Origin of the sequence: Halobacillus sp. Cin3 (assembly GCF_947311855.1) — a bacterium.
GTDB classification, from domain to species: domain Bacteria; phylum Bacillota; class Bacilli; order Bacillales; family Halobacillaceae; genus Halobacillus; species Halobacillus kuroshimensis.
Genome location: NZ_CAMZMV010000003.1, coordinates 171,933 through 195,972, shown reverse-complemented (window position 1 = coordinate 195,972; position 24,040 = coordinate 171,933). Strand labels below are relative to the sequence as shown.

General features: G+C 47.9%; 24 protein-coding genes and 1 riboswitch. Of the genes, 11 read left to right on the top strand and 13 right to left on the bottom strand.

What is annotated here, in order from left to right; all coding sequences use genetic code 11:
• Positions 1-6: 6 nt before the first annotated feature.
• The 4 genes from thiW to QMA39_RS11660 form a co-directional block, all read right to left on the bottom strand.
• The gene (gene thiW, locus QMA39_RS11675; RefSeq protein WP_281658834.1) at positions 7-495 is read right to left on the bottom strand and encodes an energy coupling factor transporter S component ThiW; all 489 of its coding nucleotides are present in this window, start codon (positions 493-495) and stop codon (positions 7-9) included.
• Positions 496-575: 80 nt separating this feature from the next.
• A riboswitch (TPP riboswitch) is annotated at positions 576-685 on the bottom strand.
• Positions 686-788: 103 nt separating this feature from the next.
• Complete coding sequence (locus tag QMA39_RS11670) at positions 789-2,471, bottom strand: PucR family transcriptional regulator (RefSeq protein WP_281658833.1); 1,683 nt, start codon at positions 2,469-2,471, stop codon at positions 789-791.
• A gap of 16 nt (positions 2,472-2,487) precedes the next feature.
• The gene (locus QMA39_RS11665; RefSeq protein ID WP_281658982.1) at positions 2,488-3,438 is read right to left on the bottom strand and encodes a pyridoxal-phosphate dependent enzyme; all 951 of its coding nucleotides are present in this window, start codon (positions 3,436-3,438) and stop codon (positions 2,488-2,490) included.
• Between the two features lie 156 nt (positions 3,439-3,594).
• A complete protein-coding gene (locus tag QMA39_RS11660; RefSeq protein WP_281658832.1) occupies positions 3,595-4,437 on the bottom strand; it encodes a Ku protein in 843 nt (280 codons plus the stop codon).
• A 91-nt stretch (positions 4,438-4,528) separates the two neighbouring features.
• Here QMA39_RS11660 and ligD point away from each other — a divergent pair, with 91 nt between their 5' ends.
• A complete protein-coding gene (ligD, locus tag QMA39_RS11655; protein ID WP_281658831.1) occupies positions 4,529-6,289 on the top strand; it encodes a DNA ligase D in 1,761 nt (586 codons plus the stop codon).
• Between the two features lie 169 nt (positions 6,290-6,458).
• Here ligD and QMA39_RS11650 read toward each other — a convergent pair whose 3' ends face one another.
• The 7 genes from QMA39_RS11650 to QMA39_RS11620 all read right to left on the bottom strand — a co-directional run bounded on the left by QMA39_RS11650 (position 6,459) and on the right by QMA39_RS11620 (position 14,425).
• Positions 6,459-7,787: an MATE family efflux transporter gene (locus QMA39_RS11650; RefSeq protein WP_027956728.1), complete on the bottom strand. Its 1,329-nt coding sequence runs from the start codon at positions 7,785-7,787 to the stop codon at positions 6,459-6,461.
• Positions 7,788-7,847: 60 nt separating this feature from the next.
• Positions 7,848-8,687: a MerR family transcriptional regulator gene (locus QMA39_RS11645; protein ID WP_281658830.1), complete on the bottom strand. Its 840-nt coding sequence runs from the start codon at positions 8,685-8,687 to the stop codon at positions 7,848-7,850.
• Between the two features lie 128 nt (positions 8,688-8,815).
• Positions 8,816-10,369: a fatty acid--CoA ligase gene (locus tag QMA39_RS11640; protein ID WP_206934588.1), complete on the bottom strand. Its 1,554-nt coding sequence runs from the start codon at positions 10,367-10,369 to the stop codon at positions 8,816-8,818.
• Positions 10,370-10,443: 74 nt separating this feature from the next.
• Entirely contained in the window at positions 10,444-11,211 is a 768-nt protein-coding gene (locus QMA39_RS11635; protein WP_281658829.1) for a 3-hydroxyacyl-CoA dehydrogenase, read from the bottom strand.
• A complete protein-coding gene (locus tag QMA39_RS11630) occupies positions 11,208-12,353 on the bottom strand; it encodes a thiolase family protein (RefSeq protein ID WP_281658828.1) in 1,146 nt (381 codons plus the stop codon). Before QMA39_RS11630 ends, QMA39_RS11635 begins: the two co-directional genes overlap by 4 nt.
• Positions 12,346-13,509, bottom strand: a complete 1,164-nt coding sequence (locus QMA39_RS11625) for an acyl-CoA dehydrogenase family protein (RefSeq protein WP_281658827.1) — start codon at positions 13,507-13,509, stop codon at positions 12,346-12,348. Before QMA39_RS11625 ends, QMA39_RS11630 begins: the two co-directional genes overlap by 8 nt.
• A gap of 142 nt (positions 13,510-13,651) precedes the next feature.
• Entirely contained in the window at positions 13,652-14,425 is a 774-nt protein-coding gene (locus tag QMA39_RS11620) for a Cof-type HAD-IIB family hydrolase (protein ID WP_027956734.1), read from the bottom strand.
• Positions 14,426-14,531: 106 nt separating this feature from the next.
• Between QMA39_RS11620 and QMA39_RS11615 the strand changes: the two genes are divergently transcribed.
• Positions 14,532-14,915 (top strand): DUF302 domain-containing protein, encoded by a 384-nt coding sequence (locus QMA39_RS11615; protein WP_281658826.1) that lies wholly within the window; start codon positions 14,532-14,534, stop codon positions 14,913-14,915.
• Positions 14,916-15,452: 537 nt separating this feature from the next.
• Here QMA39_RS11615 and QMA39_RS11610 read toward each other — a convergent pair.
• Complete coding sequence (locus QMA39_RS11610) at positions 15,453-16,166, bottom strand: DUF421 domain-containing protein (protein WP_242520424.1); 714 nt, start codon at positions 16,164-16,166, stop codon at positions 15,453-15,455.
• A 144-nt stretch (positions 16,167-16,310) separates the two neighbouring features.
• Between QMA39_RS11610 and QMA39_RS11605 the strand changes: the two genes are divergently transcribed.
• The 7 genes from QMA39_RS11605 (at position 16,311) to QMA39_RS11575 (ending at position 20,332) form a co-directional block, all read left to right on the top strand.
• On the top strand, positions 16,311-16,568 hold the full coding sequence (locus tag QMA39_RS11605; protein WP_027956738.1) for a metal-sensitive transcriptional regulator: 258 nt from the start codon (positions 16,311-16,313) through the stop codon (positions 16,566-16,568).
• 54 nt (positions 16,569-16,622) lie between these two features.
• Positions 16,623-17,102, top strand: a complete 480-nt coding sequence (locus QMA39_RS11600) for a DsrE/DsrF/DrsH-like family protein (RefSeq protein ID WP_027956739.1) — start codon at positions 16,623-16,625, stop codon at positions 17,100-17,102.
• 17 nt (positions 17,103-17,119) lie between these two features.
• Positions 17,120-17,416: a rhodanese-like domain-containing protein gene (locus QMA39_RS11595; RefSeq protein WP_027956740.1), complete on the top strand. Its 297-nt coding sequence runs from the start codon at positions 17,120-17,122 to the stop codon at positions 17,414-17,416.
• Between the two features lie 34 nt (positions 17,417-17,450).
• On the top strand, positions 17,451-18,020 hold the full coding sequence (locus tag QMA39_RS11590; RefSeq protein WP_281658825.1) for a sulfurtransferase TusA family protein: 570 nt from the start codon (positions 17,451-17,453) through the stop codon (positions 18,018-18,020).
• Positions 18,021-18,057: 37 nt separating this feature from the next.
• Positions 18,058-19,188, top strand: coding sequence for an MBL fold metallo-hydrolase (locus QMA39_RS11585; protein WP_281658824.1), 1,131 nt, complete (start codon positions 18,058-18,060; stop codon positions 19,186-19,188).
• 65 nt (positions 19,189-19,253) lie between these two features.
• A complete protein-coding gene (locus QMA39_RS11580) occupies positions 19,254-19,484 on the top strand; it encodes a sulfurtransferase TusA family protein (protein WP_027956743.1) in 231 nt (76 codons plus the stop codon).
• Positions 19,485-19,555: 71 nt separating this feature from the next.
• A complete protein-coding gene (locus tag QMA39_RS11575; protein WP_027956744.1) occupies positions 19,556-20,332 on the top strand; it encodes a sulfite exporter TauE/SafE family protein in 777 nt (258 codons plus the stop codon).
• Positions 20,333-20,970: 638 nt separating this feature from the next.
• Here QMA39_RS11575 and QMA39_RS11570 read toward each other — a convergent pair.
• A complete protein-coding gene (locus tag QMA39_RS11570) occupies positions 20,971-22,881 on the bottom strand; it encodes an LTA synthase family protein (protein WP_027956745.1) in 1,911 nt (636 codons plus the stop codon).
• 253 nt (positions 22,882-23,134) lie between these two features.
• On the opposite strand from QMA39_RS11570, the gene QMA39_RS11565 reads away from it, so the two are divergent.
• Together QMA39_RS11565 and QMA39_RS11560 are read left to right on the top strand one after the other, a co-directional pair.
• The gene (locus tag QMA39_RS11565) at positions 23,135-23,707 is read left to right on the top strand and encodes a biotin transporter BioY (RefSeq protein ID WP_281658823.1); all 573 of its coding nucleotides are present in this window, start codon (positions 23,135-23,137) and stop codon (positions 23,705-23,707) included.
• Positions 23,708-23,781: 74 nt separating this feature from the next.
• Positions 23,782-24,039: a DNA alkylation repair protein gene (locus tag QMA39_RS11560; RefSeq protein ID WP_206935042.1), complete on the top strand. Its 258-nt coding sequence runs from the start codon at positions 23,782-23,784 to the stop codon at positions 24,037-24,039.
• The last annotated feature ends 1 nt before the right edge of the window (position 24,040 follow it).

The following is a 24,040-nucleotide window of genomic DNA, read 5'->3' as shown; positions in this document are numbered from 1 at the left end:
ATTCCATCAGGACTGCGGGAGCGGGCTTTCCACCTTCACTCTTGATAAAACGAACACAGCAATGACCGCTCCTGACAGACTACTCACTAGAAACGACGGAAGAAACGCAAAGACCGCTGCTGAGCTTCCCATGAACCAGTTGGCGGCGGGAGCGGCGGCCAGAGCACCAATCACACCTGTGCCCAGCACTTCTCCGGCTGCTGCAGAAAGCTTCCGTGCATATACCTTATAAAATACACCGGCAAAAAACGCCCCGAACATACCTCCGGGAAAAGCCAGAATCGTCCCGAGCCCCAGCAGAAAACGCAGCAGGCCGATGACAAAAGCGACAGCCACCGCTGGAATCGGACCGAGCATAACGGCTGCCATGACATTGACAGCGTGCTGGACAGGATAGGCTTTTGCTACTCCAGCGGGAAACCATAAAAACTGCGAGCCAAGTGTCCCTACTGCCACAAGGACGGCCATGAATGTAAGGATTCTGGTTTTATTCATCGGTCAGCTCCTTCCTGTGAATAAAATAAAAAAACCAGGTCCTCCGGGGACCTGGTTTTGATAGAAGAAGTCGATCAATGACGATCATGTGACTACTTCCCTCCGCTGGTATTAACCAGATCAGGTACGTAAGAGTCAGAAAGCGTCCATGCTTTCCTCTCAGCCTCTTCAGGCTCCCCTAGTAGTTTTGAAATCTATTCATTTGCATCAATCATATCAAAACTGGTTGAATCTGTCATCCTCTCCTGCTCCATACAGCCGGCAGAGAGACCTCCAAGCAAAAACATTTCCGTTCACAGCGGCCCGGGCTTTTCTACTTTTTTCAGGAGCCACAGCCGCACACTCAGCTCCAGTAAAAATAAATCATCCGCGTTCAACAGGGACAACCCCGTCAGCTGTTCAATATTCCTAAGCCGGTGCAGAAGGGACTGCCGGTGCAGATTCAGAGCTCTCGATGTCTGGCTGACATTGCTGTTGTACTTGTTATACACCATAAATGTATGGAGAAGCTCCGCCTGCCTTTTCTGATCGTAATCAATAAGCGGCTGGAGAGTATCCTGAACAATTTCCTCGATTTCTTTTTTATGGGATAAGGCCATCAAAAGCCTGTTCATCCTTGTCTCCTTAAAGAATGTCCGTCCCCCTGCCTCGTTCTGCTGCTCTCCCATCTGCAGGGCTGTCCGCGCTTCCTCATAGCTGTGATGGAATACTTGATACCCGTCTTTATGACACGAAATCCCCCATTGAATCGTGACACCTGCCAGCAGCTCGAACAAACGCCTTTCGACAAGGTCCAGAAATTGATTCGCTGCTTCCTCACTGCCTTCTTTGTCCGCCTCCAAAAAGATGATGACTCTCTCTTCATCAAAGGTCGTCATCACCTGCCGCCCCACCATGTGCCCGGCATAAGCAGCCTCCTTTTGGATGTAATAATTGCGGCTCTGTAGAGAAGAAGAAGAGGGAAGCTGTCCGTCGTTTCCTACCGACCGGCTTGCCGGCTGATGGAACAGAACCTCTCCGACAAAACAGACGTAAGGTTTCTCAAGATCATAGCCGAGAAGCCCGGCTTTCGACAACAGCTGCTTGTCCATGCGCTGCTCCTGCTTCGCCAGATCCAAAAGAAAGTTATCCTTGAGACGGATTTCTGTCATTTCGATGGCATTTTCCTTCACGAAATAAAGGGCACAGGCGGTCAGCGTGTGCTCCAGAATTGTCATCATCTCTGTTGTTACCTCTTGATCCTTTTCCGGCTGAAACAACAGATATCCCTGCTTCTTATAGTTGGATAGAATCGTAAGCTGATAACAGCATTCCTCACCGATTTGATAAGCTTCTATAAAATGTGTAAGCGGGTGCTCCAGATGGAAAGGATGCTCAATTAAGGAAACAACCGCTTCTTTACGTCCGTTCAACGCATCAATCAGGGAAGAATCAAAATGCTGATTGGCCCGGATGTGCTTCAAATGGTCGCTGATGGCATTGGGCAGCCCTGTATATTGATAGAGGATGGTCGTGATTTCCTGGAGTCCCTTCCCATTCAGGACACAATTGATCAATTCCTGACGGATCCCTTCAACATGCTTGTGAACCTTCTGTTTCTCTTCATTGATTAACTGCAGCACGCCTTGAAGAATATCCGCAAACCGTACCTCCCAGGGGATTTCCACAAGCACGAGCTCATGTTGTTCAGCTAGAGCAATGATACGATCAGGGATTTTAAACAAATGACGGCCGGTGGCAAAAGCCAGAATGGAAGCATCTGACCGGATGACATCCTTCACGTAGGCCTCCAGAGCCGGGATATTCTCCCCGCATCCCACTCCGGTGCTGAGAACGAATTCATTGTTTCTCACAAAATTTTCGACAGGCGTCTCTATGACAGAGATCCACTCCACATCACGGTCATAAACAGGTGTCTGCACGTTCGCTTTCTCTAACATCGGCAGCTTCAATACCTCTTCAACAGGTACACCCATCCCCACTCCCCCTTTTTCAGCTGTCCATCCACGTTTTAACCGTATTTGTATCTACATTGTTTCCCGTAATGATCAAGACCACAGGTCCTTCCGAAACCGGCTGATCAAGAAGATAGCCGGCTCCAACAGCAGCTGCTCCCTCTACGATGATTTTATGATGATCAAGGAGACTGTATAATCCTTCTTTAATGCGGTTTTCCTGTAAAAGCACCCCTTTATCCATCAACGACCGGGTCATAGAAAATGTATAACGATTATCCTCGCCAATGCCCCCGAGCAGACTGTCTGCGAGGGTGTATTCTTCTTCCAGCTTAACGACCGCCCCTTTTTTCAGGCTTGCCTGCATGACAGCACTTCGTTCCATCGTCACCCCGGTCACAGAAACAGTGGGATCCATCTTTTTCAAAACGAAACCGATCCCGGATAAAAGGCCGCCCCCGGACAGCGGGATCACCACTTCTTTCAGTTCAGGAAGCTGTTCCATCAATTCAAGACCGATGGTTCCCTGTCCTGCAATCACCTCGGGGTCATCAAAGGGCTGGATGATCGTCATTCCATATTTAGATGCCAGCTCCCTGCAGCGAACAGCAGCTTCATCCTGACCGGCCCCTGTTTGTTCGATATCCGCCCCCAGACGTTTCAGACGGCTAAGCTTCGCTTCTGGCACACGGCGGGAAATACAAACCGTACAAGAGATACCCATCTGCCGTGCCGCATAGGCGGTGGCGATTCCATGATTTCCTGTTGAAAATGTTGTCACACCACGCTTTTTTTCTTCTTCTGTTAAAGATAGCAGCTTGTTTGCCGCCCCCCTTATTTTAAAAGACCCTGCTGGGTGGGACTGTTCCATTTTCAAATAAACCGGCTGCCCTGAGCGTTCGGAGAAAAACTCCGAATACACAAGCGGCGTCGGTTTCACGATGCTCTCGATACGTTTTCTCGCTAACCACACATCTCTCAACACCATCTCTCCCAAATAACTCCCCCCTGTAAATAGATAAAAAATTCTGATTATTACTCATTATAGGGGATGGAACGATAGTCGGAAAAGGGGCAGAGTGTGGAATCTTTTCAAAATCCTCTACAAAAGAAGCCCTCCCGTGACAGGGAGGGCTTGATGTATTCAAGATGATTTCTTTTTTCCGGACGTCGTTGTTTTCGTTCGTGCTTTTGTCCTGCGCTTTTTCGTGGGTCCTTTTGTCTTTTCAAGGGATTTTTCCAAGGCATCCATCAGACTTGTAACGTTATCCGGAGCCGGTTTATCCTTCGCTGTTGTAATTTCTTCATTATTCTTCTTCGCTTCAATCAGTTCCATCAACGCTGTCCGGTAGTCATCTTTATATTTCCCAGCATCAAATTCGGTGGTCAGCTGGTCAATCAATGTAACGGCTGTACTCAGTTCCTTTTTGCTTAAATCGGATTCTTCAGGGACGTTTGGGACATCCTGGACACTGCGCACTTCGTCAGGATAATGAATGGTCTCCATGACTAAGGTGTTCTCATACACCCTTAAAACAGCCAGCTGCTCCTTCGAGCGGATGATGATTTTGGCAATTCCGATTTTACCGGTATCCCCCAGAGCCTGGCGCAGAAGGCTGTAGGCTTTGGCCCCGCCTTCGTTTGGAGAGATGAAATAGCTCCGTTCAAAGTATATCGGATCGATCTCCTCCAGTTTTACAAAATCGAGGATTTCCACCGCTTTATCGTCTTGTTCCTTTTTCAGCTGCTCTAAATCCTCGTTGTCCAGGACAACAAACTTATTTTTCGCATACTCGTAGGCCTTAACAATTTCTTCACTCTCGATCTCCCTGTCACAGACAGGACAGCGCTTTTCATATTCCACCGGCGAATGACACTCTTCATGCAGCTGCCTCAGCTTAATGTCCTTATTTTCTGTAGCAGCATGCAGTTTCACAGGAATGTTGACCAGACCGAAACTGATGGTTCCTTTCCACATGGTGTGCATAGTGATGGCTCCTTTTTTCTTAGCTTTTGCGTTCAAAGTGAAAATATGTTCCATCGTGAAAGGACAACCTAAGGGAAAAAGGAGGAAACGTATGAAACGTCCGATGCTGCTCACCCCGTCCGACGATCTACCCGAAGGCCAGGAGTGGATGTATGAACCAAAATATGATGGCTTCCGGGCACTCCTCGAATGTACATCTGAAGGCATCCGCCTGATCAGCCGGAACGGGAAGGATTTAACAGATAAATTCCCTGAAATCAGCGAAGCCGCCCCTCCTCCGGATACAACTCCCTTCGTCTTGGACGGGGAAATTGTCATTTTAAATACAGCTTTCCAAGCCAATTTCGACCTTCTCCAAAAGCGGGGACGTTTAAGAAATACGGAGAACATTCGAAAAGCAGCGGCGGAGCGGCCTGCCTTATTTGCAGCTTTTGATTTCGTTCAGGAACAAATTCCATTAGAAAAAAGAAAACAACGGCTGGCCGAACTCCTTGCCAAGTGGGAACACCCAGGAATTAAAATGGTGGCCGTTTATCAACATGTGGATAAACTGAAAGACATTATCCATCTGCACTTTGGTGAAGGGATCATTGCCAAACGGAGCACCAGCACCTACCAATTCGGAGAAAGGACCCGGCACTGGGTGAAGTGGAAGCAGTGGAAAACAGCTTCTGTATTCCTCACCCACTTCGACCCGGATAATGGATATGTGGATACAGCTGTGTATAACGAGGAGCAGATCCGAAAAGCCGGCCGCTTTAAGCATGGTCTTCCACGTGAAGAAGCTGGCACTCTTCGTCAATTTTTTAAGGAGAAAGGAAAAAAAGAGAAGAACAAGTGGACACTCCCGCCGAGCGTCTGTGCCGACATCCACTGCTTAGAAGCAGAAAACGGAGAGTTCCGAGAGCCGATGTTTCACCGTTTCCGCTTCGATCATACACCAGAACAATGTACATCCAGGAAGATGACGTGGGATTTAAGTTTATTCCCCGACCGTTTTGAGCCGACCAGCCTTGAAAAGGAGCTGTTCCCAGGTGTGACCAAGCGGGATTACCTTCTGTACACCCGTCATATCGCCCCTTATATGCTGCCTTACATGAAAGAAAAGAAATTGACCGTGATCCGCTTTCCTGACGGCATCCATAACGAATCCTTCTTCCAGAAACACCGGCCGGATTATGCGCCGGATGCACTGAAACTGTGGATGGAAAAAGGAGAGCCTTATATGATCTGCGAAGAACTCCAGGGTTTTCTCTGGCTGGCGAATCAGGGAGCCGTAGAATTTCATCTTCCTTTTGAAAAAGCAGGCGGTGTTCACCCGGATGAAATCATTCTTGATCTGGATCCTCCAGAAAAAGATGCTTTCCCTCTCTGCCTCACAGCCGCTCTTCTCTGCCGGAAATGGCTGGATGAGCTGGGCATGATCAGCTTCATTAAACTATCGGGAAGCAAAGGGATCCAGCTTCATCTCCCGTTCCAAGAGGGAGATCTTACTTATGAAGAAACGCGGGTCATCACAGAGACATTAGCCCGGCTCCTCGTTGAGACAAAACCGGATCTTTTCACAGTGGAACGATTCAAAAGCAAGCGGAAAGACAGACTGTACATCGATTACGTCCAGCACGGGGAAGGGAAGACAATCATCGCTCCCTATTCTGTACGGGCGAAGGACGGCGCTCCGATTGCCGCCCCTCTGTACTGGGAGGAAGTACAGGATGAGCTGAACCCTCGGTCATACACGGTGGAGAACATGATGGAAAGGCTCAAAAAAAGAGGGGATCCTTTTCAGGACTATGAAAAAGCCAGAGCCCTACAGCCTATGGATCAGATTCAAGCACTGCTCGACTATTGATGTCGGATATTGCCCGGGAAATAGGAGAAGACGCAATTCCTTCTCCCATGCAGACGGATTTCGAGGTTCAATTTTTTATGTAGAGGTGTTGGAAAAAGGAGCAGCCCAGCGGTCGACCCTCCTTTTTTCCAACCTTCCCGGTCCTCAGCTGCCTTCTATGACTTATGATTCAAGCCTTTAACACCTGTTTCCGGGTTATGACAGCAAGCAGAACAGCGACGAGCATTTCCGCAAGAGGAAGAGACAGCCATACACCCGCAGCTCCAAACCAATTTGGAAGCAGCCATAAAAGCGGAAGGATGAATACAAAGCTCCGCAGAACAATAATCGTTGTCGAAGGGCGGATCTGGCCTACGGATTGGAAATAGGTCATATAAACGAAGTTGAAGCCTAAAAACAAGTACCCGGTAAAGAACAGACGGATGCCGTTCACCGCAAGATCCGTGACATCTTCGGACTCCACTCCAAACAAGGAAACAAGAGGACGGGCAGCTAAAACTCCTATGATAAGCAGTACGATGCCGAGACCTGCAGCTGTCCGTTCACCTATCCTCACTGAATCCTTGATGGCAGCCCTGCTTCCTGCTCCATGGTAATAACTGATCATCGGCTGGAGGGCCGACTCAATGCCGAAAAAGGATAAGAACATAAAGCCGTGCAGGTAATTCACTACTGAAAAAGCGGCGACACCTTCGGTTCCAAGCAATGCACCAATGGCTATATTATAGCCAGCGACAAATACAAGCGTCCCCGCCTCTGCAAGAAAGCTCGGAAAACCGATGGTCATAATTTCCCCGAGAAGCTTCCATGACCATAGAAAAACCGGCTTTCGCAGATGGGTATTTTCCTTGAAAAAGTGAAGCAGCAGCACAACAAGACCTGCCACACTGGCAAGCACGGTCGCCAGTGCCGCTCCAAACACCCCTTTTTCCAATATGAAAATCATGTAATAGTTCAATCCAATATTCACGATGGCGGTTACCCCAAGAGCCACCATCGAGAGGGTCGGACTTCCATCGTTCCGGACGAAGATACTGAGGAGCTGCTGAAGGGCAATCAACCACCCCAGCAGAAATAAAACCGTTAAATAGTCCACGGTAGGAGCAAACGTATCCGCATTGGCCCCGAGCCAATAAGCGATTGGCTCAACGAAGAAGTATCCGGCTGTTCCAATTACAGCCAGTATAACGAGAGATGCCGCAGTGGAAAGTGAAAAGACACTCCGCGCCTTGTCAGGCTCTCCACGGCCGATATGCATGGAATAAATCGTCCCTCCTCCGATTCCGATCCAGAGGGAAATGGAGAAGATCAATGAGAAAACCGGCATAGCAAGATTGACACCAGCCAGCCCTTCTTCACCTACACCGCGGCCTACGAATATGCCATCGATCAGGATGTTGATCGACATCAGCATCATCCCGAACAACGCCGGGAAGAAATATTGAAAGAATACCTGTTTTACAGGTTTGGTTCTCAACGTCTCATGTGTTCCACTCATCTTTATGACCTCCTGCATCTGTTTGCAAGAGAAAGTATAAACCTTAAAGTAACTTTAAGGTCAATCGTTTTTTGTTACAGGAATTTGAATCCAAGTGACATAGGCAGATGAATCGTTCGTTACCGATTCATCAAGAACAGACACTTCCAGAGGTGTCCCTGATATCTGCCTTCCGTCCTCCTTCAAATGATCCAGCATCACGGCATAACTCTCTTTAATCGTCTCATAAGGCCCCCGGTGGGGGTAGCAGGCATATGTCCCCTCAGGAAGGCTGGGACTCGCCGCTGTTTCCTTGTCTTTTGAAATAAATATGAACACAGCGAAATATTTAGCAGGCCCTTCTCCATGAAGGCTGTCCATATCGACCATCGTTCCCATATCCCCCGTGAAAAATCCGTCATAACCTCCACCAGCAGAAGCGAGTTCTTCCAGATCCTTCAGAAAAATGGCGTCTGATGCTACAAAAAGATCCACGGGTTGGTCATTATACAAATACGTAATCGGACGTTCTGGAAAATAACGATAGACGAAAGAAGGTGACTGGCGGAGCGTAAGTCCCTCATTAATGGTCTCAATCTTGCTTTGAATCATAGCAGAAACCTTCTTCAGCCTTGCCATTTCGTTTTCGATTTCCCTTTGTTTGCTCTCCAGCAGCTCTTTTGTATTTTCAGCTGTCCGGTTTGCCAGCTGGTGGTGGATATCATCGATGGAAAAACCGTTCTTCTTTAGAAATATAATCGTATCCAATACGACAAACTGTTCAAAGTTGTAATAGCGGTATTGTGTTTCCGAATCCACATACCCCGGACGAAACAGCCCGATTTGATCGTAATACCTTAACGTAGAAGCAGAAATCTGAAACAACCGGGCCATTTCCCCGATGCGAAAGCGCCGCTTCATAAGCATCTCTCCTCTCTTCCATCTCTCCCCCTATCCTATATCATATCCTAAACCGATCGCACAGATTTCTGCGTTGGATTTTTCCATTAGAAAAGGGTGCCTTGATCAGGGGCACCCTTTTCTTTCTGCTATTCTGTTACCTTTTCCACGGATTCCCTCAGTTTGAATTTTTGAAGCTTCCCGCTGGCATTCCGCGGCAGTTCGTCCACAAATTCATAGCGTCTCGGCCTCTTATAGCGGGCCAGCTGTCCACTTGAAATACAGAATTCATCGAGCTCCTTCTCCGATAATCCGGGATCTTTTCTGACGATATAAGCGGCCACCCGCTCTCCCCAAAGCTGATCCGGCTCACCGATAACAGCGGCATCCAGGACGCCCGGATGTGCGAATAAGCAGTCCTCCACTTCCCGCGAGTAGATGTTCTCTCCACCGGATAGAATCATATCCTTCACCCGGTCACTCACCCACAAATAGCCGTCTGCATCAAAGGAGCCGATATCCCCGGTGTGGTACCAGCCTTTATACAACGCTTCCTTCGTCGCTTCCGGGTTGTTGTAGTACTCCTTCATCATACTCGGCCCCCTCACGATAATTTCCCCGAGTTCTTGAGGCTTACAAATTTCATTGGGCTCTGCAGGACCGTGTTCATTCGTCCGTACGACCCGTATGTCATGATGGAAAATCGGCCTTCCCGCCGATCCGGCTTTCTCGATCTGCTCGTGGTCGAACAACGCCGTAATCGCCGGTCCCATTTCAGTCATCCCGTACGCCTGGACCAGTTCCACTCCGAGCACTTCATGCAGTCTTAAAGTAAGCGCTGGAGCCATTGGTGCGCCGCCATACAGCCCTTGACGCAGTGTTGAAAAGTCCTCATGGGAGAAGTCTTCCTGCAGCAGCATATTCCACATCGTCGGGGCAGCGAAGAACGTTGTAATCTGTTCCTCTCTTACGGTCTCGATCACTGCCGGGGCATCAAAATGATGGAGAAGAACATTGGATGCGCCGATCATAACTCTTGGGAAAAAGGCACAGTGCAGTTCCGCGCAGTGGAAGATAGGTGCCGCGGTCAGCCCTCTGTCTTCTTCCTGCAGCCGCATGGAAGCCGCTATAATGAGCGCCTGGTCCACCATATCCCTGTGGGTATGAATGACTCCCTTCGGCAGACCGGTCGTTCCAGATGTATACATGATCGCGTAAGGGTCATCCTCCTGGACTTCACAAACAGGCGGACGTTCCAGGACTTGTTCCATACGATCATAATAATGAGAGGCAAAAGAAAAGGCTTCATCGATCGACCAGAATTCCACTTCCGGCATCCCCCCAGCCACTTTCTCCACTTGAGGAGCCGTCGCTTTTTCAAACAGGACAACTTTCGGGCCGGCGTCCTGCAAAATAAAGCGGATCTCTTTTTCTGTGAGTCGGAAGTTGATCGGGTTGAATACAGCACCAATTTTCATACAGGCAAACAAAACCGTGGCAAATTCTGCTGTGTTGTACAGCACGGTTGATACTTTATCCCCCTTCTCCACACCGGAAGCAGAAAGCGCTGCGGCTGTCCTGTCCACTTCATCCTCCCACTCCTTGAACGTCCACCGCACTCCAAGCCGAACATCTACAAGGCCCTCTTTATCCGGATATTTTGCAGCAGTCTGCTCAAACATGCTCTTTAATGTTGGTCCCATTTTCATCGACTCCTTTTCGTTTTTACCCGTGGCTTTGCTGCCGGTTCAACAAGGAAATCAAGGACACGGAAGAATCATTTCGGCTGCATCCGTATGGCTCCGTCCAGGCGGATCACCTCCCCATTCAACATAGAATTTTCTATGATGCTTACAACCAGATTGGCAAATTCATAAGGTTTTCCCAGCCGCTTCGGAAATGGTGTCATTTGACCGAGAGCTTCTCTAGCTTGTTCCGGAAGACGGTCGAACATCGGCGTTTCAAAAAGTCCGGGTGCAATGGCCATCACACGGATACCCCAGCGTGCCAGCTCTCTGGAAACAGGAAGCGTCATCCCGGCAACGCCTCCTTTTGAGGCACTGTAGGCCGCCTGACCGATCTGGCCTTCAAAAGCAGCGACAGAAGAAGTATTGATGATGACGCCCCGTTCCCCGTCTTCAACAGCTTCATTTTTCTGCATAACTTCAGCAGACAGGCGGATGACGTTAAAGGTGCCTATCAAATTGACTTGGATGACCCTCTGGAACGAATCCAGCGAGTGGGGCCCCTCTCTGCCTGTTACTTTTTCAGCCGTGACAATACCGGCACAGTTGACCACCGCTTGAATGCCCCCAAACACATCCACCCCGTTCTCCAAAGCCTGTTGGACTTCTGTCTCAGATGTTACATCCGTCTGCATAAAAAGCGACCGGCTTCCAAGTTCACGCGCAAGTGCCTTTCCTTTCTCTTCATTCTGATCGACAATCACTACACAGCCGCCCTGCCGGATGATTTTCCGGGCAACAGCCTCTCCAAGTCCAGAAGCTCCGCCTGTGATGAATGCTGTCATACCTGATACATTCATGACCGCCTCCCCACCCTTTCCACCACTGTGGCATTAGCCATGCCATGTCCTTCACACACAGCGAGCAATCCGTAACGCTTATCCGTTCGTTCTAGTTCGTGAACCAAGCTCGTCATCAACTTGGCTCCAGTAGCCCCGAGCGGATGTCCTAAAGCGATTGCTCCACCGTTGACATTCAATTTCTGATGAGATACTCCGGTCTCTTTCATCCAGAACATCGGGACGGGCGCAAAGGCTTCATTCACCTCAAACACATCCACATCCTCTATTCTCAATCCGGCTTTTTTCAACACCTTCCAGGTTGCTGGAACCGGCCCTGTTAACATGAGCGTTGGATCTGATCCCACCACTGCACGGGCAAGGACTTTTGCTTTCGGGGTCAGTCCGAACTGTTCCGCTTTATCTTTCGACATCAGCAGGATAGCTGCCGCGCCGTCACTAATTTGGCTGGCATTCCCTGCTGTAATGCAGCCGCCTTCCTGAAAGGCCGCCGTCAGGGTGGATAAAGTTTCCACAGATGTCCCTGGTCTGGGCCCCTCATCCACTTCAACCCGTCCGGCCTCTGTTTCCACAGCCATGATCTCCTTATGAAAATGCCCTGCCTGGATGGCTGTCAAAGCCCGGTGGTGGCTTTCTGCTGCATAAGCATCCAGCTCTTCCCTCGTAAGCTTCCATTGTTCGGCGATTCTTTCCGCTGATACCCCTTGGTTAATCATGTCAAAGCGCTCCGTCAGCATCTCGTTGAAGGAGATCCCTTTCATGTTTGAAAACATCGGGACACGGGACATGCTTTCAACACCACAGGCAATAACGACATCCATGTCGCCGCATGCGATCGCCTGTGCGCCGAAATGAACAGCCTGCTGGCTGGATCCGCACTGACGGTCAAGGGTTACCCCAGGAACTTCAATAGGAAATTCGGCCGTCAAGGCTGCAATTCTGGCAATGTCACGGGCCTGCTCCCCCACCTGTGACACACAACCCGCAATCACATCCTCCACGGCTCCCTTTGGAATACCGGCTCTTTCTACGACCTCATTTAAAACGCCGGCCAAAAGCATATCCGGGCGGATAGAACTTAACACGCCATTCCTTTTCCCTACAGGCGTTCGAACCGCTTCAACAATTACGACTTCATTCATGCTTTGATCCTCCCAATCCCATCTTCTTCGCAATAATGGTTTTCATGATTTCATTGGACCCTGCATAGACAGCCGTTACAGGGGCATCACGAAACCTCCTGGCAATCTCATACTCTTCCATATATCCATAGCCGCCGTGGAGCTGCATGCACTCCATGGCTGTCTTTTTCACGAGTTCTGTCGTCCACCATTTGGACATCGATACTTCCTTTACAACGTCTTCTCCCTGCATATGAGCTTCAATCGTCCGGTTCAGAAAAGTGCGGCCGATTTCAATTTCTGTATGAAGCTCAGCCAGTTTGAACTGAGTATTTTGAAAAGAAGCGATGGACCTTCCGAAAGCTTGACGCTGAGTGACGTAATCCACGGTTATTTCCAACATCCGTTCGCAGGCCGCAACAGCCCCGATGCCTACAATCAGCCGCTCCTGCTGCAGCTGATTCATCAAATAATAAAATCCCTCTCCCTCTTTTCCCAGCAGCTGGGAGGAAGGGACGATGGCATCCTCAAAAATCAATTCCGCGGTATCCTGACTGTGCAGTCCGACTTTTTCAAGTTTCCTTCCCCTTGAAAAACCGTGCGTCCCCCGTTCGACAACGAACAGGCTGATCCCTTTGTGCGGCGGGGAAGCCTGAGGATCTGTTTTACAGACAACGACAATTAAATCAGCATGAATCCCATTCGTAATAAATGTCTTTTCTCCATTCATGACATACGTATCATTTTTCTTTACTGCTGTTGTACGAATGCCAGCAAGGTCGGACCCCGCTCCCGGTTCCGTCATGGCAACAGCTGTGATCACCTCTCCTGTCACACATTTCGGCAGCCACCTTGCCTTCTGTTCTTCCGTTCCATAGGCTTCCAGATAAGGAACGACAATATCATTGTGAAGGCCGACTCCAATTAAACCGGTTCCTACTTTTTCAAGCTCTTCGTTAATGATGACAGAATAACCGAAATCTGCCTCCATCCCGCCATAGGTTTCACTAAGCCATGGACACAAATAGCCCTGCTCCCCGAGTTTTCTCCAAAAGGCCCGGGGCACTTCCCCCTTTTTCTCCCATTCCTCATAGTATGGGAGTGCCTCCTTTTTCAAAAATTTCCTGAAGGAAGCTCGGAGCATTTCATGTTCTTCTGTTATGTATCCTGCTTTCATGTCCACCCTCCCCGCCTGTACTAAGCACCTATTTCTCCTCTCTCCCTCGTTTTTCCTGCCCTTGACGGAAAACGCTTACAAAAAATTGTTTTTCTGCTTCGAATGACAAAAAAACCAGCCCATGCCGGACTGGTTTTGTTCGTTATTCTATAACTTTTTTAATTGCTGCGGCTACGCCGTCCTCGCTGTTTGATGTCGTTACAAAAGATGCTTCATCTTTGACAATCTGCTGAGCATTGCCCATCGCTACACCCAGACCCGCTTCCCGGATCATAGCTATATCATTCATGCTGTCGCCGACAGCCATGACATTCTTCATATCAAGATCGAGCCACTGGCACACTTTCAACAAGGCCGCTGCCTTGTTGACGCCTACGGGATTCACCTCAATATTGGTAGGACTTGAATTCGTCACTTCCAACGCATCATTGGCCTGAAGCTCATCCAGGATCACTTGACGGACCTCATCATCTTCGATATCGAAACCGAATTTGAGCCAGTCGTAGTCTTCAATTTCATTGTCAAAAGGATTCTGCGTATTATACAGCCCCTGGACCGTTGATGACCAGAAATAAAGGCCATGTTCCTTTTTCAATTCCCACAAACGATTCACATGGCTGTGATCGAGCTTCGTCTGATCCACCAATTCGTAATCATGATTATAAATCTCTCCACCATTAATGGTGACAATGTACGACGAGCGTCCAAGCGCTTCAGAAATATTCCGGCACCGGGAAAGGGAGCGTCCTGTGCTCAGGACCACATGGATCCCCTTCTCCTTCGCCTCTTTCACAGCAGCAGCGTTCGCTTCTGACACCTCTCCTGCGTGATTCACCAACGTACCATCAAGGTCAAGGGCTATTAATTTGATATCTTCTGCCATTCCAGTCACGTCCTCTCTATATCTACACTCCATTTTAATATAAGGCCGGCCTTCTTACAATTCACACCTTTCCGATCGCACATGATTAACAACATACCGCAACGGGTATGGTAAAGGAGAATTCATAAGGAGGGAGAACATGTTTCATTATACGGTTGAAACAGAAAAAAGCGTAGAGCAGGCAGTCGAAAGCCTGGAAGCGAATTTGAAAGAGGAACAGTTCGGTGTCCTTTGGAATTTCGACCTGAAGGGAAAGTTGAACGAGAAAGGCTTGGATTTTGAGGACGATTTCCGGGTTCTTGAAGTGTGCAATCCAAAAGAAGCCCAGCGTGTCCTGGAGCAGAACAAAATGGCTGGATACTTCCTGCCTTGTAAAATGGTTGTTTATAAAGAGCAGGAGCAAACAAGGATCGGGATGCCCAAACCATCCTCCCTTACACAAATGGTGAATGACGACCAAATTCTTGCCATGGCTGAAGATATTGAATCACGTTTGATCCGCTGTATGGACAAATCGATATAAGGGTAAAAAGAACTGCCTCGTGGCAGCTCTCAGCTTGTAGAGAAACCTCTGTTTCTTTACAAGCTTTTTTCTTTCTTCCCGCCAGGAGCGAAATCCCCTTGCCTTTCCGCGGACGAGCGCCCGAGTTTCCTCGAAAAACCCACGCTCGGCGATCTCGGACCACTCGTTCTTCCGCAGGAGTGAAAGGGGCACCACTCCCTGGGAGTTCTTTAACATCGAAAAAGACTCTCCTTCACCCCGCTCACCCTTGCTGGATGGAGGACAATCTTTTTCATAGTCCGGCATCCAGCCGTATCAACGCCTGTTCTTTCCCTTTTTATTCTCCACGCAACCGGCAACAGCGCAGACCATGCCGTTCTTTTGAATCTGTGAAGCTGCTTCGTGCACAATTTCTCTCCTCTATATTCTAACGTCGACACGAGGAGCATTCATCCACCGATAAGCGGAACGTGACCAGCCACAAATGACAACCCCAGTTCCACTAGAAGAAAAGTACTATTTCTATAATCTGAAGAGCTGCCTTGTGGCAGCTCTTATTTAATGATTCAGCGGAGGAAGGTTGTCTGGAGGACTTCCTTTTAACGAGTAATGAAATTCTCCTTTACTTGTTAAAGCTCCGAAGAAAACATCTGCTACCTGATGATCTCCCAGCGCTGATTCCAGCCACCGACGGTCACGCCCCATTCTCTGGAGGATATCAAGCTGGAGGGTTCCATCAAGAATGATGGGGATATCATACCCCCCTCCCCTTAAAGGCATCTGGAAATCCTCACGTGTGGGCGGTTCTTTTTCAGGCACTAATTTCACGGATAACTGCCCGTTGGCCTCCACGATACCAAGCTCCACCTGAGTGAGATCGAAGACCTGCTGTTCGCGAAGCATCTGAGTAATGTTATCAATAGAATAACGGATCTGCTGGAGGTTTTTCTCCACCATTTTTCCTTCATAAACGACAATGGTCGGTTCAAATGTCAGCAGTCTGCCCAGCTTCCTGTTTTTCAGCTTGACCGTAACAATAAATTTCTGGAGCAGGGCTATAACAATAATGGCAGCAACCGTATGTATATGGTCGATATCCGGATCCGCGATATCTGCGCCAACGACAGAACCTAAAACAAGCACGACGAGAAAATCAAAGACCGGCAGTTCCCCAATCGAACGTTTCCCCATAAAAATCCCAACCCCGAGCATCAGCGGGAGAATCGTAACAATCCGAAGGACGACAATGACCAGGTCTTTCCATAAATCCATGGACCCTCACCTCCTTTCCTAGCTTCACCCTTCCTTCTCGTCCTATCCATTAATTCAGACGAAGGTGTTGACATTATACCTATAGGGGTATATTATGTGTCATGTACTGTTCAACAGCAAACATCTTCACAAGGAGGGAAAAACATGGAGTATAATGACGCCATGAAGAACAGAGTCAAGCGTCTCGAAGGCCAGCTGCGGGGTGTATTGAAGATGATGGAAGAAGATAAAGACTGTAAAGATGTCATTACGCAGCTTTCTGCTTCACGGAGTGCCATTGACCGGACGATTGGGCTTGTTGTAAGTTCCAACCTTGTGGAGTGCATCCAGGAAGCCGACCAACAGGAAGATAAAGAAGCCTCTATCAATGAGGCTGTTCAACTGCTCGTCAAAAGCAGATAATTTTTTAGCATTCCATATACCCCATGGTGTATATAGTATAAGGAGGATATAACATTGTCCGAGACAAAGAAGACGAATATCATTTTATTCAGCGGGGATTATGATAAAGCAATGGCCGCCTACATCATTGCCAACGGGGCTGCGGCCTACGATCATGAAGTCACCATTTTCCACACATTCTGGGGATTGAATGCGTTACGGAAAGACGAACCCATCCAATTAAAGAAAAATTTCCTGGAGAAAATGTTCGGCCGGATGATGCCTAGAGGGGTAAATAAAATGGGGATTTCCAAAATGAATTTTGCCGGATTCGGCCCCAAGATGATCAAGGACGTCATGAAAAAGCATAACGTTATGCCGCTGCCGGACTTGATCGACATGGCCCAGGAACAAGATGTAAACCTTGTGGCCTGCACGATGACCATGGACCTTTTAGGACTGCAGAAAGAAGAACTGATGGATGACATTCAATATGCCGGCGTAGCTGCCTATCTCGCTGATGCTGAAGACGGCGCTGTTAACCTGTTTATATAATCAAGGAGGAATAAAGAATGAAGACATTGACCGCAAAAGAAGTTGAACAAAAGCTGAATGAAGGTAAAACTTTAAACATTGTAGATGTTCGTGAAGACGAAGAAGTCGCAGAAGGTATGATCCCTGGTGCCACGCACATTCCGCTGGGTTCCATTGCAGACCGTGCAGACGAACTTGATCAAGAAAAACCTTATATCATGGTGTGCCGTTCAGGTGGACGCAGCGGCCGTGCCAGCCAGATCCTTGAAGAAAAAGGGTTTGATATAACAAACATGGAAGGCGGCATGATGAGCTGGGAAGGGCCGACAAAATAAAAACACCACCCTTAAGGGTAGAGGAGGAATTGACATGGATATGAAAACAAATGCAACACTGGATGCCAAAGGGTTAGCCTGCCCGATGCCGATTGTGAAAACAAAAAAATCGATGAAAGATATGGAACCGGGACAGGTGCTTGAAGTCCAAGCCACAGATAAAGGGTCCACAGCCGACCTGCAGGCTTGGACGAAAAGTGCCGGTCATCAGTACCTGGGAACCATTGAAGAAGACGGAATCCTCAAGCACTATGTGCGTAAATCAAGTGATGAGGAAGCTGTAGAGACGACGCATCCGGATGTCGTAAACAACGAAGAACTGGAAGCTGCCCGCTCAAATCCCGACTCCGTCATTGTGGATGTGCGCGAATCGGCAGAATATGCCTTCCATCATATTCCTGAGGCTGTCTCTATTCCTTTGGGTGAACTTGATGATCGTGCCGATGAACTGGATAAGAATAAGACGCTTTATATGGTCTGCCGGACTGGGAGCAGGAGTGACCTGGCTGCCCAAAACCTCACCTCTAAAGGATTCGGCGCAGTCTATAACGTAGTTCCTGGTATGAGCGGCTGGAACGGAGAAACCAAATCACTGAATCAATAATTTTTTTGACAAAAATAATACCTAAGGGGGTAAATATATGACAGTGAAAAATATGACGATACAAGACATTGCTCATAAAGTCCTGGATAACGAAGAACTGTTCCTTTTGGATGTCCGCACTGAAGATGCCTATCAGGATTGGAAAATTGAAAGCGGGAATTTTTCCTACTTGAATGTTCCCTATTTCGATTTGCTTGATGGTGTCGAAGAGATCATGGAACAACTTCCGAAGAATCAGCCGATTGCTGTCATCTGCGCCAAAGGCGGCTCTTCACAAATGGTTGCGGAGATGTTGGTTGAGGAAGGGCTGACTGACGTTTATTCCGTAGAGGGCGGCATGAAAGCCTGGAGTGAACATTTAGAACCAAGGAAAGTCAGTGACCTTAAAGATGGTGGTGAACTGTATCAGTTTGTCCGCCTTGGGAAAGGGTGCCTTTCCTATATGGTCACATCCGGAGGCGAAGCAGCCATCATTGATGCGGTAAGGATGACCGAAGCCTACACAGAGTTTGCTGAAAAGCTCGGGGTAACGATTACGAATGTTTTCGATACCCATCTCCATGCGGACCATATTTCCGGGGGGCGTCGCCTCGCAGAGACGACGGGAGCAGTTTACTGGCTGCCACCGGAGGATGCCGGCGAAGTTGTCTTCAACTATCAGCCGCTCCGGGATGCGGATCATGTGCAGATCGGTCAGTCCCATATTGATATTCAAGCCCTGTATTCACCGGGACACACGATCGGGTCCACCTCTTTTGTTGTAGATGATAAATTTCTGATGACAGGAGATATTCTATTCATCGACTCCATCGGACGCCCAGATCTGGCTGGAAAGGCTGAAGACTGGGTAGGCGACCTGAGGGAAACACTATATACCCGTTATAAGGAGCTCTCTGATGAACTCATCGTCCTTCCTGCCCACTTCATGATCATGGATGAATTGAACGAGGACGGCACGGTAGCGGAAAGGCTGGGAACTTTGTTTTCCCGCAACCACGGCTTGAATATAACGAATGAAGAGGAATTCCGCCGTATGGTTACAGAAAACCTTCCTCCACAGCCGAACGCCTATCAACAAATCCGCGAAACGAATATGGGGAAAATCAGCCCCGACCATGAAGAACAGCGGGAAATGGAAATTGGACCAAACCGCTGTGCTGTAAGGTAAACCATTCCACATGCGTCCGTCCACTACGGGCGCATGCAACCAACTAAAAATGAGGAGGAAACAATATGAACGCAGCAAAAGTACTTGATGCAAAAGGTCTGGCATGCCCAATGCCAATTGTAAAAACAAAGAAAGCGATGAAAGACGTTGAAGCCGGTGAAGTTCTTGAAATTCACGCTACGGATAAAGGTGCGAAAAGCGATTTGACAGCATGGGCAAAGTCCGGCGGTCATGAACTGCTGAAACATGAAGAAGAAGACGGCTTATTCAAGTTCTGGATTCAAAAAGGCGAGTAAGCACACAGATTCACGTATAAAAAATGCAGAGGGAACCGGTAGAGGTTCCCTTTTTTAAGGAGGTCACCTTCATGGAATTTGGATTTATCCTTACAATTTTCCTTATCGGTTTTGTCGGTTCCTACGTATCAGGCATGCTCGGAATTGGCGGATCGATCATAAAATATCCGATGCTGCTTTATATTCCACCCCTTGTCGGTTTTACAGCTTTCACCTCTCATGAAGTTTCCGGGATCAGTGCCGTCCAGGTTTTCTTTGCCACCATCGGCGGTGTGTGGGCATACCGGAAAGGCGGTTACTTAAATAAGCCGCTGATTATTTATATGGGAATCAGCATTCTGATCGGGAGCTTTATCGGAGGGTACGGGTCGCGCTTCATGCCGGAAGCAGGCATCAACCTTGTCTACGGAATCCTCGCCCTTATTGCTACCGTTATGATGTTTATTCCGAAAAATGGACTGGATGACCAGGAGATGGACGACGTGACATTTAACCGACCGCTGGCCGCCGGGCTTGCGCTGATTGTTGGGATTGGGGCTGGGATCGTCGGTGCGGCCGGAGCTTTCCTGCTTGTACCGATTATGCTTGTCGTATTAAAGATCCCAACAAGAATGACGATTGCTTCTTCTCTGGCGATTACGTTCATTTCTTCCATTGGTGCTACGATTGGGAAGGTTACAACCGGGCAGGTGGAGTACGCGCCTGCTGCTATTATGATTGTGGCTAGTTTGATTGCGGCCCCTCTCGGAGCATCTGCTGGTAAAAAAGTGAATACAAAGATTCTCCAGACGGTCCTTGCTGTCCTGATCCTGGCATCGACGGTTAAGATCTGGATGGACATCTTTTAAAAAGGACCCTCTCCGTCTTTTCGAACGATCGATAAATGATTTCTTATCCATTGTACTTTTCACATGAACTGGTGACGGTCATGTTCCGCTTATCGGTGGATGCTTGCCGCGGGCACGGCCTCAGCTGACTTGGACAGGAAGATCACCTGCCCAAATGGAACTTCAGCGCATGTTTTTCCCGCAGGTGTCACCACCGATAAGCTCCTCATAACCGAACCAATTATAAGCCTGAAAAAAGGGAGATTTTCTGTTTGCAGAAAATCTCCCTTTTTTTGCGTTTTGAAGTCATAGACGCAGCATAGTATACTTCCTTACAACAACTGGAGAACAAACCAGATACCTCATGACAGCGAAGCCAAAAGGTTTGTATACACATATACCAGCGGCATCTTCTTACTGGTATAGGAAACATGTAACTTGTACCCGGTCAGGAGGAGTGGCCACCTCATTTACCGGTACCTTACCTCCATTTTAAAGACGTTTGTGTAGTGAAAGGGTATAACCCCACCCATATGAAAGTTCTTCGAAGTCATCGCCCTTGATCTATGAGGTGAACATGCCCATCTACTTTAGGAAACCTTTTTTATTGAGTGCAGGGCATAAAAAAATCCCTCTGCTTTCAAGCAGAGGGATTTGGTTTATTCTTCGTTCGATTGAGACTGTTCATCTTCTGTGACCAATTCCGTTTCGTCCAGATAGCGAAGCAGGTCGCCGTATACGATGGAGTCGGACATCTCCAATTCTTCCTGTGCGGCCGTGAAGCCATCTTCACAGGCAGCACCATCTTCGACTTCTTCTCCGGTTTCACGATCATAGCATGTCCCTTGAATACCAACGTATTCTTCGTTGGCAAAGTTTCCGTCTCGTGTAATCATCAGCTGACGGCGGTCTTCATCCAGCAGGTCATGACCGAATTGGACAGGGTTTTCATCTTCAATCCCTAAAAGATTCATGAGGGTTGGACGCAGGTCAACTTGTCCACCAACCGTATGATTCTCTTCAGGTTCGATGTCTTTCCCGTAGATAAGGAAAGGAACACGTTGAAGCTGGAACTGTTCATATTCATTTATTTCTTTTCCTAGATACTCACCCATCGCTTCCTGGTGATTCTCGGAAATGCCGAAGTGATCTCCATAAATGACGAGAATTGTATTGTCATACAGCTCTGAATTCTTGAAGTCCTCGACGAATTTTTTCAACGCTTCATCCTGATAACGGATGGTTTGGAAGTAACGGTTCAACGTACCACTGCTCGTTTCGCCTTCTTCAATGAGTTTCAACTCTTCAGGAAGTGTGAACGGGTAGTGGTTGGTCAGCGTAATCATTTTAGAATAGAAAGGCTGATCCAGCTCCTGCATTTTGTTCAAGGAATCTTCAAAGAAGTATTCATCAAGATATCCCCAGCCGTGGGACTTTTCTGTCGTTACCTCATAATCTTCCTTGGAGAAGAATTCATCATACCCCAGCGAGTCATACATCACGTTTCTGTTCCAGAACGTCTTATCGTTGGCGTGCATGGAATTTGTAAAGTAGCCATTTTCACCAAGTACGCTCGGCATCGCTTTATATTCGTTACCGGAGTGCGTAAAGAACACGGCGCCACGGTTTAGAGGATAAAGGGAGTTTGCGAGTAGAAATTCGGAATCAGACGTCCGCCCTTGTTTAACCTGGTGATAGAAGTTATCAAAGTAGATCCCTTCTTCTTTCAGGTCGTTGAAGTAAGGGGTCAGCTCCTCCCCGTGCAGGGTGTTATCCACCACAAAGGTCTGTGTACTCTCCAGTGAAACAGCAATGACGTTCTTCCCTTCAGCTGCACCTTCCAGCCTGTCACTGTCTTCTGTCTGATTTTCATTCAAATAGTTAATAACCGGGACAAGCTCATTGCTGTCTGCCAGCGTTTTCTTCATTTCGGTCTTCCCTTGAAGAACAATATCATACACATGATAGTTCAATACACCAATGTATTTGACAAGCATGTTGCGGTCAAATGTTCGCTCAAGCAGGTCCGTACGTTCTGTCTCCGCCCATTGAAGGTTTACAATGAACAGGGGAATAGCAACGATGGCCAGAACGATTCCCTCCGGCCGCTTCGGTGTGAACGCCTGGAAACGGGAAGGTTTAAGATAAAACAGCAGAAAGCCTGCAGCAATCACATCAACGAACAACCATAAGTCAGCAGGACTCATAATCGTCGTGATACTTCCCCCGAGATCAGCCAGGTTAGCTACCTGATTTAACATCGGAATAGTGATGAAATCATTGTATTCACGATAAAACAACACATTCACATAAAGCAGGATGGATCCTAGAATGTAGGCACCAAACATCCCTCGCCGGCGTCCAAGCAGAATTCCAACTCCGAACAATAGGAATATACTGCTGAGCGGGTTGAAGGCCAGAATATTCGCCTCATTCGCATTCTCCACACCCAATGTGAAAATGTTTGTTTGAATATAATACATTTTCAACCAGAATAGACCGATCACAAATGCATAGACTAGTAGTTTCAGTCCTGTTTTTTTGTTTATATATTTATTTCCTGTAAACATTGTAAAACCTCCGTTAATTTTACATTACCCTATTTTAACTCATCTTATTTCATTTTTGTACCATTAAGGCGATAGTTTTAAAACTCTGACACATTTACCCTTGTTTTATTACAGGTTTGTCATGGAAAAATGAACATCTTGGCCTATGACACTTAAAAGTTACTATCTATACATAATTTTTTCATAGTTCGTCATTTTCTCTCCTTTTTATGTTAACCTATTATAAAATAAGTTTACAAAAGGAGGTTGATGTATGTCTCACGAAAGCAGAAAGCTTCGATTTTTGTTAAATAGTGCGATTTTTGCCGCATTAACGGCCATTATGGCTCAAGTTGAAATCCCTCTTCCCGTTGTACCAATCAGCGGCCAGACACTTGCGGTCGGTTTAACCGCCACGATTCTCGGGAGCCGACAGGGCGCAGCAGCTATGGTTGGATATATGGCTTTGGGTGCAGTAGGGATGCCTGTATTTGCAGGATTCAGCGGAGGACCCCAGGTTCTTGCCGGACCGACAGGAGGATACATTTTCGGATTCATACTCAGTGCATTTATAACTGGATATATCCTCGAAAAAACGTCATTCAACTTAGGATGGGCGTTGGCGGCGAATACGGCCGGGATGGTCATCACTCTTCTATGTGGAATCCTGCAGTTGAAATTCGTCCTGGATATAAGCTGGACCGCAGCACTTGCCACCGGTGCCTATCCTTTTATAGCGGTCGGATTGATCAAGGCTTTTCTTGCCTCCTGGCTGGGCATTACGGTCAGAAAAAGACTGGTGGCCGGGCAGTTCATTAAACAATCCGCACCTAAGGAAGCCTCCTAGTTCTATTGCCCGGGAAATAAGGCGCACTCATAATTACCGGCCTTTCGGGAAGCCTATTCCTGGAGGTGATCGATCTGAATCCTTATTTATGTCCGGGATGCAAAACAAACCGTTCGCGCTTTAACGTCATTGAACAGCAGGCAATGCCGGTCAAGATGGACCCGCAGACTGGAGAGAAACACCCATCTTATACTGCAGAGACCATGGATGCCTTTCATCTCGCTTATCAAGGACCCGCCATTAAGGTCCAGTGCGGGGCCTGTGGTCTGATTGAAGATGAAGCCTCTTTCATAGCATTTGCTGGACACCAGCGTATGAATGGAACCCCCTGAA